This is a genomic window from Streptomyces sp. NPDC058653 (assembly GCF_042716895.1).
Classification (GTDB): domain Bacteria; phylum Actinomycetota; class Actinomycetes; order Streptomycetales; family Streptomycetaceae; genus Streptomyces.
Genome location: NZ_JBHXRM010000023.1, coordinates 77468 through 95117, shown reverse-complemented (window position 1 = coordinate 95117; position 17650 = coordinate 77468). Strand labels below are relative to the sequence as shown.

General features: G+C 71.2%; 16 protein-coding genes. 9 read left to right on the top strand and 7 right to left on the bottom strand.

Features of this window, described 5'->3' with window-relative positions; translation table 11 throughout:
* Positions 1-55: 55 nt before the first annotated feature.
* Positions 56-577, bottom strand: a complete 522-nt coding sequence (locus ACFWU9_RS20715) for a peroxiredoxin (RefSeq protein ID WP_384320389.1) — start codon at positions 575-577, stop codon at positions 56-58.
* Between the two features lie 225 nt (positions 578-802).
* Positions 803-1240 carry a DUF3052 domain-containing protein gene (locus ACFWU9_RS20710; protein ID WP_164250122.1) on the bottom strand — a complete coding sequence of 146 codons (438 nt, stop codon included), beginning with the start codon at positions 1238-1240 and terminating at the stop codon, positions 803-805.
* Positions 1241-1824: 584 nt separating this feature from the next.
* On the opposite strand from ACFWU9_RS20710, the gene aceE reads away from it, so the two are divergent.
* Both aceE and ACFWU9_RS20700 read left to right on the top strand, forming a co-directional pair.
* The gene (gene aceE, locus ACFWU9_RS20705; protein WP_384320387.1) at positions 1825-4569 is read left to right on the top strand and encodes a pyruvate dehydrogenase (acetyl-transferring), homodimeric type; all 2745 of its coding nucleotides are present in this window, start codon (positions 1825-1827) and stop codon (positions 4567-4569) included.
* Positions 4570-4695: 126 nt separating this feature from the next.
* Positions 4696-5478, top strand: coding sequence for a potassium channel family protein (locus ACFWU9_RS20700; protein WP_384320385.1), 783 nt, complete (start codon positions 4696-4698; stop codon positions 5476-5478).
* 40 nt (positions 5479-5518) lie between these two features.
* On the opposite strand, the gene ACFWU9_RS20695 is transcribed toward ACFWU9_RS20700, so the two are convergent.
* From ACFWU9_RS20695 to ACFWU9_RS20685, 3 genes are all read right to left on the bottom strand, one after another.
* Positions 5519-5713, bottom strand: a complete 195-nt coding sequence (locus tag ACFWU9_RS20695; protein WP_384320383.1) for a hypothetical protein — start codon at positions 5711-5713, stop codon at positions 5519-5521.
* A gap of 135 nt (positions 5714-5848) precedes the next feature.
* Positions 5849-6238 carry a peptidase inhibitor family I36 protein gene (locus ACFWU9_RS20690; protein ID WP_384320381.1) on the bottom strand — a complete coding sequence of 130 codons (390 nt, stop codon included), beginning with the start codon at positions 6236-6238 and terminating at the stop codon, positions 5849-5851.
* 180 nt (positions 6239-6418) lie between these two features.
* Positions 6419-7912 carry an MFS transporter gene (locus ACFWU9_RS20685; protein ID WP_384320468.1) on the bottom strand — a complete coding sequence of 498 codons (1494 nt, stop codon included), beginning with the start codon at positions 7910-7912 and terminating at the stop codon, positions 6419-6421.
* 260 nt (positions 7913-8172) lie between these two features.
* On the opposite strand from ACFWU9_RS20685, the gene ACFWU9_RS20680 reads away from it, so the two are divergent.
* The 7 genes from ACFWU9_RS20680 (at position 8173) to ACFWU9_RS20650 (ending at position 16107) form a co-directional block, all read left to right on the top strand.
* The gene (locus tag ACFWU9_RS20680) at positions 8173-8850 is read left to right on the top strand and encodes a TetR family transcriptional regulator (RefSeq protein ID WP_384320378.1); all 678 of its coding nucleotides are present in this window, start codon (positions 8173-8175) and stop codon (positions 8848-8850) included.
* A gap of 216 nt (positions 8851-9066) precedes the next feature.
* The gene (locus ACFWU9_RS20675) at positions 9067-10278 is read left to right on the top strand and encodes an alpha/beta hydrolase (RefSeq protein WP_384320376.1); all 1212 of its coding nucleotides are present in this window, start codon (positions 9067-9069) and stop codon (positions 10276-10278) included.
* 75 nt (positions 10279-10353) lie between these two features.
* Positions 10354-11205: a DUF4429 domain-containing protein gene (locus ACFWU9_RS20670; RefSeq protein ID WP_384320374.1), complete on the top strand. Its 852-nt coding sequence runs from the start codon at positions 10354-10356 to the stop codon at positions 11203-11205.
* A gap of 95 nt (positions 11206-11300) precedes the next feature.
* A complete protein-coding gene (locus tag ACFWU9_RS20665) occupies positions 11301-12605 on the top strand; it encodes a sensor histidine kinase (RefSeq protein WP_384320372.1) in 1305 nt (434 codons plus the stop codon).
* Positions 12602-13276, top strand: coding sequence for a response regulator (locus tag ACFWU9_RS20660; protein ID WP_384320370.1), 675 nt, complete (start codon positions 12602-12604; stop codon positions 13274-13276). The genes ACFWU9_RS20665 and ACFWU9_RS20660 overlap by 4 nt, the downstream gene beginning before the upstream one ends.
* A gap of 600 nt (positions 13277-13876) precedes the next feature.
* Entirely contained in the window at positions 13877-14917 is a 1041-nt protein-coding gene (locus ACFWU9_RS20655; RefSeq protein ID WP_384320368.1) for an alpha/beta hydrolase, read from the top strand.
* The gene (locus ACFWU9_RS20650) at positions 14914-16107 is read left to right on the top strand and encodes an acyltransferase (RefSeq protein WP_384320366.1); all 1194 of its coding nucleotides are present in this window, start codon (positions 14914-14916) and stop codon (positions 16105-16107) included. Before ACFWU9_RS20655 ends, ACFWU9_RS20650 begins: the two co-directional genes overlap by 4 nt.
* Before the next feature lie 5 nt (positions 16108-16112).
* Here ACFWU9_RS20650 and ACFWU9_RS20645 read toward each other — a convergent pair whose 3' ends face one another.
* Together ACFWU9_RS20645 and ACFWU9_RS20640 are read right to left on the bottom strand one after the other, a co-directional pair.
* A complete protein-coding gene (locus ACFWU9_RS20645; RefSeq protein WP_384320364.1) occupies positions 16113-17132 on the bottom strand; it encodes an aldo/keto reductase in 1020 nt (339 codons plus the stop codon).
* Positions 17129-17596, bottom strand: coding sequence for a MerR family transcriptional regulator (locus tag ACFWU9_RS20640; protein ID WP_384320362.1), 468 nt, complete (start codon positions 17594-17596; stop codon positions 17129-17131). The genes ACFWU9_RS20645 and ACFWU9_RS20640 overlap by 4 nt, the downstream gene beginning before the upstream one ends.
* Between the last annotated feature and the right edge of the window lie 54 nt (positions 17597-17650).

Below are 17650 nucleotides of genomic sequence, written 5' to 3'. Positions count from 1 at the left end.
CCCTCCCTCACAAGGCTTTTCCCGGCAGAACGCGATCACGGACGGCGAGCTGTCGTCACAGAGAGGCGAGGGCCCTGACGTAGTCGTCGAGATCGCGCGCGTCCGACAGGGGGTTGACGACCGTCCAGCGCACCACACCGGACCTGTCGATGACGAAGGTGCCGCGCAGTGCGCAGCCCTTGTCCTCGTCGAAGATCCCGTACGCCCGTGAGGTCTCCCCGTGCGGCCAGAAGTCCGACAGCAGCGGGTACTCCAGTCCCTCCTGCTCGGCGAAGATCCGCAGGGTGTGGATGGAGTCGGTGGAGACGGCGAGCAGCTGGGTGTCGTCGTTGACGAAGGTGGCGAGCTCGTCGCGGAGCGCGTGGAGCTCGCCGGTGCAGACGCCGGTGAAGGCGAACGGGTAGAAGACCAGCACCACGTTCCTGCCGTCGCCGTCGGGGCCCGCCCGGAAGTCGGAGAGCCGTACGGTCCGCCCGTGGTTGTCCTTCAGGGTGAAGTCCGGCGCCTGCGCGCCGACCGCGATCCCCGCCGGTCCCGAGCCCGCCGGCCCCGTCCCCGCCGCTGTTCCGGTCCCCATCCCCGCTCCTCTCTCCGTCGTCGGCCGCGATCCCCTCGTCCACGGTCCGTGTCCCCCGACTCGGCCCCGGCCGTGTTCCGGTCGTGCCGGGACGCGGCACCCGACACCCTACGCAAGGGCCCCCGGCGGCGGATGCCGACGGGGGCCGTCAGTGCGTGCGAGGCTTGCGAGGCATGTCTGCCTGGCCGCCGCTTCGGCTTTCGCGCTCGGATGCGGCGCCGGTTCTCAGCGCTTGGACTTCGCCGCCTTGGGCGTGACCAGTCGGCTGCCGGTCCAGTCCTTGCCGGCGTTGATGCTCTTGGTCTGCGCCAGGCCGGCGGTCTGTGCGGCCTCGTTGATGTCGCTGGGCTCGACGTAGTTGTCACGGCCGGTCTTCGGCGTCAGCAGCCAGACCGCCCCGCCTTCGTCGATCAGACCGATGGCGTCCACCAGCGCGTCCGTCAGGTCGCCGTCGTCGTCGCGGAACCAGAGAACGACGGCGTCGGCCACGTCCTCGTAGTCCTCGTCGACGAGCTCCTGGCCGATGACGGCCTCGATGGACTCACGGAGCTCCTGCTCGACGTCCTCGTCGTAGCCGATCTCCTGGACCACCTGTCCGGGTTCGAACCCAAGCCTCGCGGCAACGTTGGTTCGTTCCTCCGCGTGGTCCGCGGTCGCGCTCACGGATTGCCTCCTGATCATGTTTTGGAAAATGCTTCAGCCACGCGCGTACGCGGGGCGCTGGCCGTAGTCCACACGGGCCGGGCGGATCGCGCAAGTACCCGACGGCCGAGACCGCCGAAACGGGTACGTTCCGGGCCGCTTCACCGCATCTCCTGACACCCCACTAACACGGGCCGTGATGGCCCCGGAGAGTTTCTTCCCCTTTTGTCATCCTACGCGGCTTCGGTAGGCCATTCAGGTCCGAACGACCGAACGAAACGCATAGCCGTCTTGGGCGTAAGATTCCGGTTTGGCCGGACCCGGAACACGGCGGACGACCAAGCGGGCGACCTTGTCGCGCGGAATTCGTCGCAGTGTGCTGGTTACCCCTCGGTAGAGGTGACGTTTCCGTCGTCGCGGTACACGATGGATAACGCCGTACGGCCCGCTTTCGTGCCTGTTCCCTGGCGGCAAGAGGCAAGCACTCGCAAGCACCGGCGCAGTACCCGCAGGACCCACAGGCGCGCCCCGCATGGATGGTGTGGCCGGTTCGACGACCGGCCCGGATGCGGGGCGCGACACGACCCGAACAGCGAAGGAAAAGTGTGGCTTCCGGATCCGATCGCAACCCGATCATCATTGGCGGCCTTCCCAGCCAGGTCCCGGACTTTGATCCCGAGGAGACCCAGGAGTGGCTCGACTCGCTCGATGCCGCCGTCGACGAACGGGGGCGTGAGCGCGCCCGTTATCTGATGCTCCGCCTGATCGAGCGCGCGCGCGAGAAGCGTGTGGCCGTGCCCGAGATGCGCAGCACCGACTACGTCAACACGATCGCCACCAAGGACGAGCCGTTCTTCCCCGGCAACGAGGAGATCGAGCGGAAGATCCTCAACGCGACCCGCTGGAACGCCGCGGTGATGGTCTCCCGCGCGCAGCGCCCGGGGATCGGCGTCGGCGGTCATATCGCCACCTTCGCGTCCTCCGCCTCCCTGTACGACGTGGGCTTCAACCACTTCTTCCGGGGCAAGGACGGCGGTGACGGCGGCGACCAGATCTTCTTCCAGGGACACGCGTCCCCGGGCATCTACGCCCGTGCCTTCCTGCTCGACCGGCTCAGCGAGGCGCAGCTCGACGCCTTCCGCCAGGAGAAGTCGAAGGCCCCGGACGGACTGTCCAGCTACCCGCATCCGCGGCTGATGCCGGACTTCTGGGAGTTCCCCACCGTCTCGATGGGCCTCGGCCCGCTCGGCGCGATCTACCAGGCCCGGATGAACCGCTACATGGAGGCCCGGGGCATCGCCGACACCTCCCGGTCGCATGTCTGGGCGTATCTGGGCGACGGCGAGATGGACGAGCCGGAGTCGCTGGGCCAGCTGTCGATCGCGGCCCGCGAGGGCCTGGACAATCTGACCTTCGTCGTCAACTGCAACCTTCAGCGGCTCGACGGCCCGGTGCGCGGCAACGGCAAGATCATCCAGGAGCTGGAGTCGCAGTTCCGGGGGGCCGGCTGGAATGTGATCAAGCTGGTCTGGGACCGCTCCTGGGACCCGCTGCTCGCGCAGGACCGTGACGGTGTGCTGGTCAACCGGCTGAACACGACGCCGGACGGGCAGTTCCAGACGTACGCCACGGAGACCGGCGCGTACATCCGTGAGCACTTCTTCGGTGGCGACCAGCGGCTGCGTTCCATGGTCGAGTCCATGTCGGACGAGCAGATCCTGCATCTGGGTCGCGGCGGCCACGACCACAAGAAGGTGTACGCGGCGTACGCGGCGGCCAAGGCGCACAAGGGCCAGCCGACGGTGATCCTCGCGCAGACCGTCAAGGGCTGGACCCTGGGTCCGAACTTCGAGGGCCGCAACGCGACCCACCAGATGAAGAAGCTGACCGTCGCCGATCTGAAGGGCTTCCGCGACCGGCTGCACCTGCCGATCCCGGACAGCCGGCTGGAGGACGGCCAGCCGCCGTACTACCACCCCGGCAGGGACTCGGAAGAGATCCAGTACATGCACGACCAGCGCAGGAGCCTGGACGGCTACGTACCGACCCGGGTGGTGCGCGCCAAGCCGCTCCAGCTGCCGGGCGACAAGGCGTACGCGGCGGCCAAGAAGGGGTCGGGCCACCAGTCGATCGCCACGACCATGGCGTTCGTGCGGGTGCTCAAGGACCTCATGCGGGACAAGGAGATCGGCAGGCGTTTCGTGCTGATCGCGCCCGACGAGTACCGCACGTTCGGAATGGACGCGTTCTTCCCGAGCGCGAAGATCTACAACCCGCTGGGCCAGCAGTACGAGTCGGTCGACCGTGAACTGCTCCTCGCCTACAAGGAGTCGCCGACCGGGCAGATGCTGCACGACGGCATCTCGGAGGCGGGCTGTACGGCGTCGCTGATCGCGGCGGGTTCGGCGTACGCGACGCACGGCGAGCCGCTGATCCCGGTGTACGTCTTCTACTCGATGTTCGGTTTCCAGCGGACCGGCGACCAGTTCTGGCAGATGGCCGACCAGTTGGCGCGCGGTTTCGTACTGGGCGCGACCGCCGGGCGTACGACGCTGACCGGTGAGGGGCTCCAGCACGCCGACGGCCACTCGCAGTTGCTCGCCTCGACGAACCCGGGCTGTGTCAGCTACGACCCGGCGTTCGGCTTCGAGATCGCGCACATCATGGAGGACGGGCTGCGCCGGATGTACGGGCAGCCGCACCCGGGCGAGGACCCGAACGTCTTCTACTACCTGACGGTCTACAACGAGCCGATCCAGCACCCGGCCGAGCCGCAGGACGTGGACGTCGAGGGCATCCTCAAGGGCGTCCACCGCTTCAGCAGGGGCGAGGGCGGCTCGATCCCGGCGCAGATCATGGCGTCGGGCGTGGCCGTGCCGTGGGCGGTCGAGGCGCAGCGCATCCTCGCCGAGCAGTGGGACGTACGCGCGGACGTCTGGTCGGCGACGTCGTGGAACGAGCTCCGCCGCGAGGCCGTCGAGGTGGAGCGGTACAACCTGCTCCACCCGGAGGAGGAGCAGCGCGTTCCGTACGTGACGCGCAAACTCTCCGACGCCGAGGGCCCGTTCGTCGCGGTCTCGGACTGGATGCGGTCCGTGCCGGACCAGATCTCGCGCTGGGTGCCGGGGACGTACCAGTCGCTGGGCGCCGACGGCTTCGGCTTCGCCGACACGCGTGGCGCGGCCCGCCGGTTCTTCCACATCGACGCGGAGTCGATCGCCCTCGCGGTGCTCACGGAGCTGGCCAGGGAGGGCAAGGTGGACCGCTCGGTGCTGAAGCAGGCGGTGGACCGCTACCAGCTGCTGGACGTGGCGGCGGCGGACCCGGGCGCGGCGGGCGGGGACGCCTGACGGGCGCCGGGTGGCGAGTGGCAGACGGCCGGTGGCCGGTCCCGTGGGTACGGGGCCGGCCACCGGCCGTTGGAGGCCGCCCGTCGCGGTTACGGCCGCGCCTCGCGTTGCCTACTCTTTCCGGCCATGAAGGAAATACCGGCGCGCGTCCGCTGGGAGCGCCGCACGCAGCGGCCGTTGCTGGCGCTCGCGCTGCTCTTCGCCGTCGCGTACGCCCTGCCCATCGTCATGCCGCACGCGGACAGCGCGCTCACCCGCGCCTGCACGCTGGTCGAGTGGGTGGTGTGGGCCCTGTTCGCCCTCGACTACGCGGTACGGCTCGTCCTGGCCCGCGCCCGTTGGCAGTTCGTACGCCGTCATCCGCTGGATCTGCTCGCCGTACTGCTGCCGGTGGTGGCGCCGCTACGGCTGCTGCGGGTGGTCGCGACCCTGCTGCTGGTCGGGCAGCGGGCGAGGATCGCGAGCCAGATCAGGCTCACGACGTATGTGGTGGGGTCGGTCGCCGGGCTGATGATGTTCGGTTCGCTGGCCGTCCTGGAGGTCGAACGCGACTCCCCCGACGGGAACATCAAGACCCTCGGTGACGCGGTCTGGTGGTCGTTCACGACGATGACCACGGTGGGGTACGGCGATCTCTCGCCGACGACCGGGCTCGGGCGGCTGCTCGCCATCGGTCTGATGCTGAGCGGGATCGCCCTGCTCGGGCTGATCACGGCGAACATCGCCACCTGGTTCATCTCCCGCTTCGAGCAGGAGAGCGCGGGCGAGAAGCGCCAGACCGCCGCGATCGAGCTGCTGACGGAGGAGGTGCGGGCGCTGCGCGCGGAAGTGGGCCGGCTGTCGGATGCCGCTCCGCCCGGTCGTGCGCGGGAGAGCGACACCGCGACGGCCGGCCGCACACCGGTCTGATCGCGCCGCCCGGTCCTCCGGTGGGTACCGAAGTGGCCGGTCAGGCCAGCCACATGAGCGCCAGCACGATGTCGACGACACCGAGCGCGAAGGCGATCACCGCCGGTACGTACGCGGTGTTCCAGCGTCCGCCCATGCCCAGCCAGCCGAGGACGACGGCCAGTGGGCCGAAGACGATCGGCAGGATGAACAGGCCGAGGACGGCGAAGACCAGACCGATGATTCCGATGGTCACGCGATCCGTCCCGTTCCGCGACCTCATCCGGCCGCGTGAACGGGGGTGCCTGCGTGTCCGGGTGTTTCCGAAGCCCGTCATCATCACTCCCTGTGTCGGTGGATGTGGGCTGTCTGGAAAGTCGGGTACCCCCGCTCAGCGCTCCCAGACCTTGAAGGCCCGGACGCGGTAGGGCGAGTGGGGAACCCAGGTGCCGTTCCCGGGGTACGTCTCGAACTCGCCGGTCTCCTCGCACTCGTGCGACTGGTAGGTGGTGACGGGCCGCCCGGTGCGGTTGACCAGGGACTGTGCGTCGGCGCCGGGCGGCAGCGGGACGCAGTTCTGGATCTCGGTGCGGAAGAGCTCATGGCTCTGGCGGGGGCCGCGGAATTCGGGTTTGGCCCAGAGACAGAGTTCGCCGGGGCCGCATACGTCGCGTGGTGCGGCGACGGCGGGGGCGGCGGCGGGCAGCAGGGCCGTGGCGGCGGCCAGGGCCGCCGCGGTGAGCAGGGTGGCGGGCATGGCTGTGCGCGTCGTTGTACGCATGGTGGTGAACCCCCGTGTGGTGCTGATCAGTTGTCCGCACTCTGGCCCGGCGGCCCGCTCCGCGGGAAGAGGATCTTGCCCCACTCCACCCGAACAGGCGACGGCCCCGCCCGGATGCCCGGGCGGGGCCGTCGCGCCGAATCACGCCGTGTTGACGCCGGTGGCGTCCGTCCGGTCGTGTCAGATGTGCACGCCGCCTCCGGCCGCGTCCGCGTTGTCGCCGCGCTTGGTCCGGGTGGCGACGAACGCCGCGAGGACCGCGACCGCGCCTGCCACCAGGAACGCCAGGCTCATCCCGGACACGAAGGTGTCCTGCATGACCCCGGTGATCTTCGCGAAGACGTCCGGCGTCACCCCGGGCGCCTCGGCGAGCGCGGGCGGGGCGACACCGATCTCGGCCGCCTGTTCCAGGGACGGGTCCAGGGGCAGCTGGATGCCGGCGCCCTCCCAGTTGCCCTCCAGGTCGGCGCTGACCCTGGCCGACATGACGGCGCCGAGCACCGCCGTACCGAGCGCGCCGCCGACCTGCATCGCGGCCTGCTGGAGTCCGCCCGCGACACCGGAGAGCTCCAGCGGGGCGTTGCCGACGATGACCTCGGTGGCGCCGACCATGACGGGGGCCAGCCCCATGCCGAGCAGCAGGAACCAGATCGACATCACGAACGTGCCGGAGTCGGGTGTCAGGGTGGACATGCCGAACATGGCGACGGCCGTGGCGACCATGCCGCCGACCAGCGGGACCCGTGGTCCGAACCGGGTGATCAGCATGCCCGCGACGGGCGAGGCGACGATCATCATGGCCGTCAGCGGCAGCAGGTGCAGACCGCTGTCGACCGGGCTCATGCCGTGGACGCCCTGGAGGTAGAACGTCACGAAGAAGAGGCCGCCCATGAAGGCGAAGGCCATCAGCACCATGAGGATCGCGCCCGCGCTGAGCGGGACGGACCGGAACATGCTGAGCGGTACGAGGGGTTCCCTGACCTTCGTCTCCCAGACGGCGAAGAGGACGAAGCACAGGACGGCGGCGCCCAGGAAGCCCCAGGTGCCGCCCGAGGTCCAGCCCCAGGACTCGCCCGCCTTGATGATCGCCCAGATCAGGGAGAACATCGCGGCCGAGAGCAGCAGGATCCCGACGATGTCGAAGGACTTGGGTGCCTTGGCCGCCCGGTGGTCCTTGAGGATCAGCAGGCCGAGGGCGAGTGCGACGACACCGACGGGCACGTTGATGAAGAACACCGACTGCCAGCTGACGTGCTCGACGAGCAGACCGCCGACGATCGGGCCGCCCGCGGTGGAGGCGCCGATGACCATGCCCCAGATCCCGATGGCCATGTTCAGCTTCTCGGCGGGGAAGGTGGCGCGCAGCAGTCCGAGCGCGGCCGGCATCAGAAGGGCGCCGAAGACGCCCTGGAGCACACGGAAGGCGACGACGAACGCGACGCTGTCGGAGAAACCGATGATGGCGGAGGCCGCGGCGAAGCCCGCGATGCCGATCAGAAAGGTCTGGCGGTGGCCGAAGCGGTCACCGAGCTTGCCCGCGGTGATGAGCGAGACCGCGAGCGCGAGGAGATACCCGTTGGTTATCCACTGGACCTGGGCGAAGGTGGCGCCGAGGTCGTCCTTGATCACCGGGTTGGCGATGGCGACGATGGTGCCGTCCAGCGCGACCATCATCACGCCGATGGCGACGGAGAACAGTGTCAGCCAAGGGTGGCCCCGCAGGCCCTTGGTGGCACCCGGACCCGCGTCCAGCGGGTCTTTCGGCGCCGATTCAACGGTGGTCTGACTAGTCATGTTCCGAGGCTAATGACAGCCGCTGACAGTTGACAAACCATTTCACTAGTCTGTAACTGTCACGTGGCTCACATCTCACCTCGGGCCGACAACAGCGTACGAAGTGGACGAGAAGTGACGGGAAAGAGGACCGGAGAGCGATGGACGGGCAGCGGGTGGCACGGCATCCTGCCGGACTGCGGGAGCTGAAGAAGCAGCGCACGCGGGACGCCCTGCTGCGGGCGGCCCTCGAACTGTTCACGACCCGGGGGTACGAGGAGACCACCGTCGACGAGATCGCCGAGGCGGTCGACGTCTCCCAGCGGACGTTCTTCCGCTACTTCGCCAACAAGGAGGAGGCGGCCTTCACCATCCAGGACATGGTGGAGTCGCGCTTCGAGGCGGAGCTGCGCAGGCGCCCGCCCGGGGAGAGCCCGTTCGAGGCCATGCACAACGCGGTACTGGGCACCTGGAACTCCATCAACGAGGCGATCGAGGCCCTGGTCCCGGTCGAGGTGCATCTGCGCACCTACCGGATGATCGAGTCCACGCCCTCGCTGCTGGCCGCGCATCTGCGGCGCGCCACGGAGCTGGAGGAGCGGGTCGCGCGGGTGATCGCCGAGCGCGAGGGGCTCGACGTGGAGACGGACCCCCGGCCGCGCGTGGCCGTCGCCGCCTTCTCCGGGGTGATGCGGGTGACGGGACGGCTGTGGGGGCAGCGGGAGACGGGGCTGGACGGGCTGCGGGAGCTGACCGAGTCGTATCTGGACCAGCTCGGGCCGACGCTGGCGGGCGACTGGGGGCCACCGAAGGAGCGGCCCGACCCCGACGGCGGGTGACCGGCCACGTACGCAAGGGGCGTGAGCGGCACTCAGCGGCCCTCCGCGCGAGGCGGATTCGCCCCTTGCGTGCTGTTACGTACGCCACATCCGAGCGTCGGTGAGTGCGCGCTTCCCCGACAGAGCGTGAACAAACGCCAGTTCGCCCCTCTCCAAGGGGTGATCTGTCTCATGCTCGCCCCGGGCGCCGCCGCACCTCTCCTACTGTGTCGGTCAGTGACTACCGTCGACTCCTCCCCGTCCCCCACCGCGTGGCGCGCGCTGCTGGCACTCGCCGTGGTCTTCGTGATGCTGGCGTCCACAGGATGGACCGCGCTCCAGCAGCACGGCGTGCCGGGCACGGCACGGGCGAGGGCCCTCTCGGCCTGGGAGAAGGGCCGTGTCGGCGCCCTGGACCTGCCCGACCCCCACGCGTCGCCGAAGCGCCTGGCCGCGTTCTTCGGCTCGCTCAGCGCCGCGCAGCGGGTCACCCTCGCCGACCGCTACCCGCTCGTGGTGGGCAATCTCAACGGCGCGCCCCTCACACTCCGCTACCGGGCCAACCGGCTGGCGGTGATCCAGGCGCGGGACGACGAGCGGGAACGGACACACGACAGCAGACTCTCCGCCGAGGGAAGGCGGCAGGCGGCCCGGCGGATGAACCGCTTCGACTCGATGGCGGGCGACGGCCGCCGCATCCTCGCCTTCGACCCGTCCGGCGACGGCCGCGCCGCCGAGGTCTTCGGCGATCTCGACAACGCCAGGCGCGTGTCGGTGGTCGTCCCGGGCGCCGACACCACCCTGCTGACCTTCGAGCGCACCGAGCGCCGCTACACCGCCCCCGCCGGTATGGCCAGGTCGCTGTACGACGCCGAGCGGGCGGCCTCGCCCCGTACCCCCACCGCCGTCATCGCCTGGGCCGACTACACCGCGCCCGCGGGTATCGGCGTGGACGCGGTGACCGGGCGGCTGGCCTCGGCGGGTGCCGTACGGCTCAACGCGCTCACCTCCGCGCTGCCGGGCACCTCGCGGGTCTCGCTGATCTGCCACAGCTACGGCTCCGTGGTGTGCGGCATCGCCGCGCGCCGCCTGCCCGCCCGGGTCACGGACGTGGCGGTCGCGGGCAGTCCGGGGATGCGCGCCGATTCGGCGGGACAGCTGGACTCCCGCGCCCGGGTCTGGGCGATGCGGGACCACGACGACTGGATCCAGGTGGTGCCCCATCTGGAGGTCGGCGGCATCGGCCACGGCGCCGACCCGGTGACGTCCGACTTCGGCGCGCGGGTGCTGTCCGCGGAGGGCGCGGCCGGCCACACCGGCTATTTCGAGCCGGGCACGGAGAGCCTGCGGAACTTCGCGGACATCGGGGTCGGTTCGTACCGGAACACCAGTTGTGCGGACGACGGTGACGGCTGCCGGAGTGGAATCTCCGGCGCCGAAGTGATCTGACGCGCGTAGAACTCGGCCCACCGGGGTCCTCGCCGAGGGGCGACGTGCGGCCGTGCGGCGCATACGATGAGGCACATGGGTGATGTGCTGGCCGGAATTCATGCCACCTGGGAGTTCAGTCACGACTCCGTGCTCATCCGCTTCGAACGGGGGATACGCACGCCAAAGCTCTTCCAGGCACTGCGCGAACGGCGCGTCCCGCACGAGGCGTTGGCGTCCGTGACGCTCACCCCGGGCAAGCGCGGGACGGTGGTGCTGCACGCCGTTCCCAGACCCGGAGCCGATCCGCTGATGGAGGCGGCGGCGGGCCAGCTGAAGGAGTCCGGCGATCCCTACCGGCTGGTGCTGCCCGCGGATCACGAGACGCTCGCGGAGTACTACGCGGACGAGCTGCGCGCCGTCCTCACCACCGACGCTCCGCCGGCCGGGCACTATCTGGTGGACCCTCCCCCGGCGCCGCTGAGCTTCAAGGCCTACGACGCCAAGGCGTCCTTCGACGGGTTCACGGCCTCCTTCCGTTGGTTCTGGACCGGCGCGTCCTCGGCGAAGTGGAAGGCGGGCGACCAGCACTTCGCCGTCTCGGAGCTGAGCGGGGTCGAGTGGCGCTCCCCCGAGGTCCTCGACGGCTACCTGCGGCTGCTGCGCCGCGGCGCCGACCACCAGCCCGCCCAGGCCGACCACGATCCGGCGGCCGTGGTCTTCGGCCTCGGCTACGGGCCGGTCCACGAGTCCCTGCCGTTCGCCGCCGCGGTCCTGGCGGCGATCCGGAAGTCGGAGCCCGCCGACGCCGTGCCGGTGGCGGCGGGCCGGCGCGACCCCGCCGACATCGCGGAACGGATCCGGCATCTCGGCGAGCTGCACGAGGCGGGACTGGTGACGGACGAGGAGTTCACCGCGAAGAAGGCGGAGCTGCTCGCCGAGCTGTGACGCGCGTAGCCCGACCCCCTACGGGGGTATGAGCCCAGGTCTGGCTCCTGGGTATGACGCCGGGCGGTACGGGCGCTGCGTACGCTGAACCGGCCATGAGCCCCGAACAGCCGGAACCGCCACCCTCGCCCCGCGCCGCCGCGGCCCGCCGGGCCCTGCGCCCGCTCGGCGACGCCCTGCGGGACTCCACCGGACCGCTGCTGGCCGGCGCCCCCAAGGCGTGGCAGCGCCGGGCCCCGTACGTGGTCGCCTTCGGTTTCGCCGTCGCGCTGCTGTCCACCACGGCCACCGTGCTCGTCCAGGACTACCGGCTGGAGGGCGGCTGGGCAGGGGCGCTCGCCACCGCGCAGGGCGCGCCACTGCTGCTCGCCGTGACCCGGCCGCTCCAGGCATGGCTGATCGTCTTCGTCGCGGACATCGTCGGCGCGGTGCTGCTCCTGACATCGGCGGCGGATCTCGACGGCCGCTCCTGGCCGTGGCCGCCGGCGGTCGTCGTCGGCTACCTCCTGCTGATGGTCTGCCTCGGGCTGCGGGAGCCCCGCCGTACGCTCCTCGCGGTCTGGCTCGCGACAGGAGCGGCGGGGCTGGCCTTCGAACTGCTCTCGCAGCAGCACAGCGACGGTGTCCATCTCCTGCTCTTCGTGCTCAGCGGCGTCGTCCTGCTCGTCACGGCCGCCCTGCGCGAGCGCGGTGACGCCCAGCGCCGCCTGGTCGAGCAGGAGACCATCAGCGAGGTCGAACGCGCACAGCGCACGCTGCTGGAGGAACGGGCCCGGATCGCACGGGAGTTGCACGACGTGGTCGCCCACCACATGTCCGTGATCACGGTGCAGGCCGACTCGGCGCCGTACCGGATCGACGGGCTTCCGGACGCCGCGCGCGAGGAGTTCTCCACCATCGCCGCGGGCGCGCGGGAGTCGCTGACCGAGATGCGGAGGCTGCTGGCGGTCCTGCGCAGCGACGGCTCGGCGGGCGAGCGGGCGCCGCAGCCGGGGCTCGACCGTGTGCAGCAACTCGTCGAGGCGACCGTACGGGCCGGGGTGCCGGCCGAGCTGTCCCTCGCGGCGGATCTCGGTCCCGTCCCGCCGTCGGTGGACCTCTCCGCGTACCGCATCGTCCAGGAGGCCCTCTCCAACGTCGTACGGCACGCGCCCGACGCACCGACCCGTGTCTCGGTGACGGCGGACCCGGACTGGCTGACCGTCCTGATCGTCAACGGGCCCGCGACGGCCCGCACTTCACCCCTGGAGAGCTCCGGCACCGGCCACGGGCTGATCGGTATGCGCGAACGCGTACGGTTGACCGGCGGCACGCTGGACACCGGGCCGCTGCCGGACGGCGGGTTCCGGGTCGCCGCGCGGCTGCCGCTGGCACCGCCGACCACGGAGGATCCCTCGTGACCATCCGCGTGATCATCGTCGACGACCAGGCCATGGTCCGCGCGGGGTTCGCCGCGCTGCTCTCGGCGCAGGCCGACATCGACGTGGTCGGCGAGGCGCCGGACGGGCGCCAGGGCATCGACGTCAGCCGCGCCACCCACCCGGACGTGGTCCTGATGGACGTCCGGATGCCGGAGATGGACGGCCTGGCGGCGGCCCGCGCGCTGCTGGACCCGCCGGTGGGGGTGGTGCACCGGCCGAAGGTGCTGATGCTGACCACGTTCGACGTGGACGACTACGTGTACGAGGCGCTGCGCGCGGGAGCCTCCGGGTTCCTGCTGAAGGACGCGCCGCCCGCGGACCTGATCTCGGCGGTCCGGGTGGTCGCGGCGGGCGAGGCGCTGCTGGCACCGTCCGTGACGCGCCGGCTGATCGCGGACTTCGCCCAGCAGCGGCCGGCCCCGCGCAAGAACCGCTCGCTGCGGCTGAAGGGGCTGACGCCGCGCGAGACGGAGGTGCTGGAGCTGGTGGCGCGGGGGCTGTCGAACCAGGAGATCGCGAGGCACCTGGTGCTCGCGGAGCAGACGGTGAAGACGCACATCGGCCGGGTACTGGCGAAGCTGGAGCTGCGGGACAGGGCGCAGGCGGTGATTTTCGCGTACGAATCCGGGCTTGTTGCCCCTGGCGGTTGACGGTTGCCTCCGGGGCGCCTGCGGCGCTGTGTGGGTTGCGTGCGGGTCCGTGGCGGGCCGGGGTCGGCCTCAAGCGCCGGCCGGGCTGGGGGTGGTCGCTGTGGTTGCCGGGTGCCGCTCCGGGGTCATGCCCGGACGGCGTGATTTACGCCGCGTGCACCCCTCGTCGGACCCAGGGGAACCGGGTCGTCCACGCGGCACAAATCAGCCTGAGTGTCCGGACACGACCCCTGCGCGTCCCCCTTCCCCGCGCGGACCGGAGCGACCGGGGGGCTTGTACGGGTGTCGTGACGGCGTGAGGGGGGCGGGGTCGCAGGAGGGGTGTGTTCGGACACTCAGGCTGATTTGTGGCGCGTGAACAAGAACCTCTCATCGGGACCAACGAGCCGTGCACGCGCCGTAAATCACGCCGTCCGGACATACCCCTCCGGAGGCCCCGAACCCCGCCCCCGCCAACGACACCGCAACCAAGACCCCGCACCAGAAGACCCCCTACCCAGGTCGCACCCGCGACTTGGCTCCCCGGTGTGACGCGCCCCCACCCGTCGTCTTCCTACCTTCCTCCCGCCACACACCGTGGCCACGACGAGGGAGACGCGAATGCGCCGCTACAGAAGGACCTTGGCCGCCGCAGCGCTGATGGCCACCCTGGTGTCCGGCACCGCCGGCTGGGCCGCCGGGAGCGGCCAGAGCCCCGTCACCGGACCCCCGCCCGGCACCGCCGCCTGGCTGGACGACACGTCCCTCGGACGCGCCCTCCCCGACCCGGAGAAGACCGCCCCCGCCCAAGTCGCCGCGTTCTTCCGTACGTTGAGCCCCGCCCAGCGGCACGCGCTCACCGCCCGGCACCCCTCCGTCGTCGGCAATCTCGACGGCGCCCCCGTCGAGCTCCGTTACCGCGCCAACGAGCTGGCCGTCGCCAAGGACCCCCGCTACGCCCGCCTCGCGGAGAGCCGGCGGCAGATCCTCGCCTTCGACCCGCGGGGCCGCGGCACCGTCGCCGAGGTGTACGGGAATCTGCTGACGGCCCGTCATGTCGCCGTCGTGGTGCCGGGTTCGGACATCGACGCGCGGACCTACGACCGGCCGGGGGACCCGTACGGCACCCCCGCCGGGATGGCCACGGCGCTGCGGACCGCGACCAACGGCCGTACCGCCGTGGTCGCGTGGGCCGGTTACACGACGCCGCTCGGTGTCGGCCTGGACGCCGCCACGGGCGGGCTCGCCGAGGCGGGGGCGGACCGGCTGGCCCGGTTCACCGGGGGCCTGACCGCCGCCGGTGTGAGGACGCCGAAGCTGTTCTGCCACAGCTACGGCTCCGTGGTGTGCGGGCTCGCCGCCCGGGACGCCGCCGCGAGCGACATCGTGGTCCTCGGCTCCCCCGGCATGCGCGCCGCCAACGTGGCCGCGCTGCGGACGGACGCCCGGGTGTGGGCGGCGAAGGACCCGTCGGACTGGATCTCCAAGGTCCCGAACGTCGAGTTCCTGGGCCTGGGCCACGGCAGGGACCCGGCGGAGAAGGGCTTCGGGGCGCGGCGGGTCCCCGCCCGGACCGCGCACGGTCACACCGGCTACTTCGCCCCCGGCACGGACTCGCTGCGCGCCTTCGCCGCGATCGCCACGGGTGGTGACGTGCGATGAGGCTCGTCGAGAAGATCGAGGCGGGGACACCCGCGTCCCGTGACCGCGCGATCGACGGTCTGCGCGCGATCGCGCTGCTCGCGGTGCCCACCGGGCACTGGCTGCTGGGCGGATTCACCCTGGAGCAGGGGGCACTGCGCAACGCGAGCCCGCTGAGCACGTTCGGCCCCTTCGCGCCGGTCAGCTGGGTGCTTCAGATGCTCGGCATCTTCTTCCTGGTCGGCGGTTACGCGTCGGTGCTCTCGTACCGGGGCAGGAAGGGCTCCACGGCCGCCTGGCTCCGGCAGCGCGTGACCCGCCTGGGGCGCCCGGTGCTGGGTGTGAGCGCGGTGTGGGCGGTGCTGATCCCGGTGCTGTACGCGGCCGGCGTGCCGGGCACGACGCTGAGTACGGCCTCGACGCTGGTGGTGCAGCCGCTGTGGTTCGTGGGGGTGTACGTCGTGGTGACGGCCCTGACGCCGTACTGCGTGCGGGCGGCGCGGCACCTCGGGGCCTGGGCGGCGGCGCCGTTGCTCGGGGTGGTGGCCGTCGTGGACGTGCTGCGCTACGGCCCGTACGCCGACGCCATGCCCGGGTGGCTGAGCGTGGTGAACATCCTGCCGGGCTGGATGTTCGCGTATCAGCTCGGCGTGTCGTGGGGCGAGGGCCGGATCGGCCGGCGCGGCGCGCGGGTGCTGCTGGTGGGCGGCGGTGTGCTCTTCGCCGTCCTGCTGGTGGTCTTCCACTACCCGGCGTCGATGGTCGGGGTGCCCGGTGAGGCGCGGACCAACTCGCATCCGCCGTCGCTGCTGGTGCTGGCGCTCGCGGCGGCGCAGAGCGGCGCGGCGATCCTGCTGCGGGACCGCGTCGCGGGTCTGCTGCGCAGGCCCGCGCTGTGGGCGCCGGTCGTGATCATCAACCTGTCGGCGATGACGATCCTGTGCTGGCACCAGACGGCGATGCTCGCGGCGGCGGTGCCCGGTTCGTATCTGGGAGCGGTGCCGGGGCTGACGACGGCTCCGGATTCGTACGGCTGGATTCTGGGCCGGGTGCTCTGGATGCCGCTGTTCGCGGTGGTCCTGGTGGTGATCGCCCGGTACGCGCGGGTCTTCGAGACGCCCTGGCGGTCGGGGACGCACATGGCGAACGCCCGCCGGGCGGCGGCGGGGCTGCTCGCGGCGGGCTTCGCGGTGTACGCGCTGGCGTGGTGAGGGGGCTACTCGCGGGCGGCGGCCGTCGCCGACATGTCGGCGTAGCGGGCGCCGGCGACCTGCCCGGCGATCGGCTCCAGGAGCGCCAGTTCGCCGGGGGTGAGGGTGAGGGTGATACGGGTGGCGGCGGCGTTCTCCCGCAGGCGCGAGCGCCTGCGGGTGCCGGGGATCGGTACGACGGTCAGGCCGTGCGCCCGGGCCCGCTGCTGGACCCAGGCGAGCGCGATCTGGCCCGCTGTCGCGTCGTGGGCGGCGGCGACGGCGCGGAGGGGTTCGAGGAGGGCGGCGTTGCGGCCCGCGTTGTCGCCGGTGAAGCGCGGCATGCCGCGCCGGAAGTCGTCGGCCTGGAGTTCCGTCTCGGCCTGGGTGAACGAGCCGGTCAGGAAGCCGCGTCCGAGCGGTGAGTACGGTACGAGCGCGACGCCCAGCTCGGCGGCGGCGCCCGCCGCGCTCGTCTCGACGTCACGGGAGAAGAGCGACCACTCTGACTGGAGCGCGGTGATGGGGTGCACGGAGTACGCCTCGCGCAGTTCGGCGCCGGTGACCTCGCTCAGGCCGAGGTACTTGACCTTGCCCTCGGCGACGAGTCCGGCCATCGCGCCGACGGACTCGGCCAACGGCACGGCCGGGTCGCGGCGGTGCATGTAATAGAGGTCGATGACGTCGACGCCCAGGCGCCGCAGGGACTCCTCCACGGACTCCTTGATGTACGCGGGTTCGTTGCGTACGCCTCGGTACTTCGGGTCGTCGGTCCGCTCGATGCCGAACTTGGTGGCGAGGGTGATCTCGTCGCGGTGGGCGGCGACGAACGGCGCGAGGAAGGTCTCGTTGGCGCCGCGCCCGTAGACGTTGGCGGTGTCGATGAGGGTGACGCCCGCCTCGACGGTCGCCTCAAGGGTGTCCCGGGCGGAGGTCTCGTCCGTGCCGCCGTAGAACTCGCTGATGCCCATGGCGCCGAAGCCCTGGACGCCGACCGTGGGCCCGGTGGTGCCGAGCTTCACGGTGGCTATCTTCTCTGTGCTCATGACGCCCTTTCCGACGCGCGGTGGGCCCCGGCGTAGAAGTTGATCTTGTGGTCGAGTACGGCGAGGGTGTCCTGGAGTTCGGCTATCCGTGAGCGCACGTCGCGCCTGGTCCGCCGGAGCAGTTCCTGCCGCTCCTCGAAGGTGTGCTCGCCCTCCCGGACGAGCTCGGCGTAGCGGACCATGTCGGCGACCGGCATGCCGGTGAGGCGCAGTTTGCCCACGAGGGCCAGCCAGTCGAGGTCCCGGTTGGTGAAGCGCCGCTGGCCGGTGTGCGACCGGTCGACGTGCGGCATGAGTCCGATCCGCTCGTACCAGCGCAGGGTGTGCGCGGTGAGGCCGGTGAAGGCCGCCACCTCGCTGATCGTGTACCGGTCGTCGCCGGCGGGACGGGGATGGGCCGGTGGAGCCGCCACACAGACGTCCGTGGTCTCCGCGGTGACGGGGGTGCTATCGATCAGCGACATGGACTCAACGTAGGACCTTGGAGTGCACTCCAAGCAAGGGGGTCGGGGTCGATT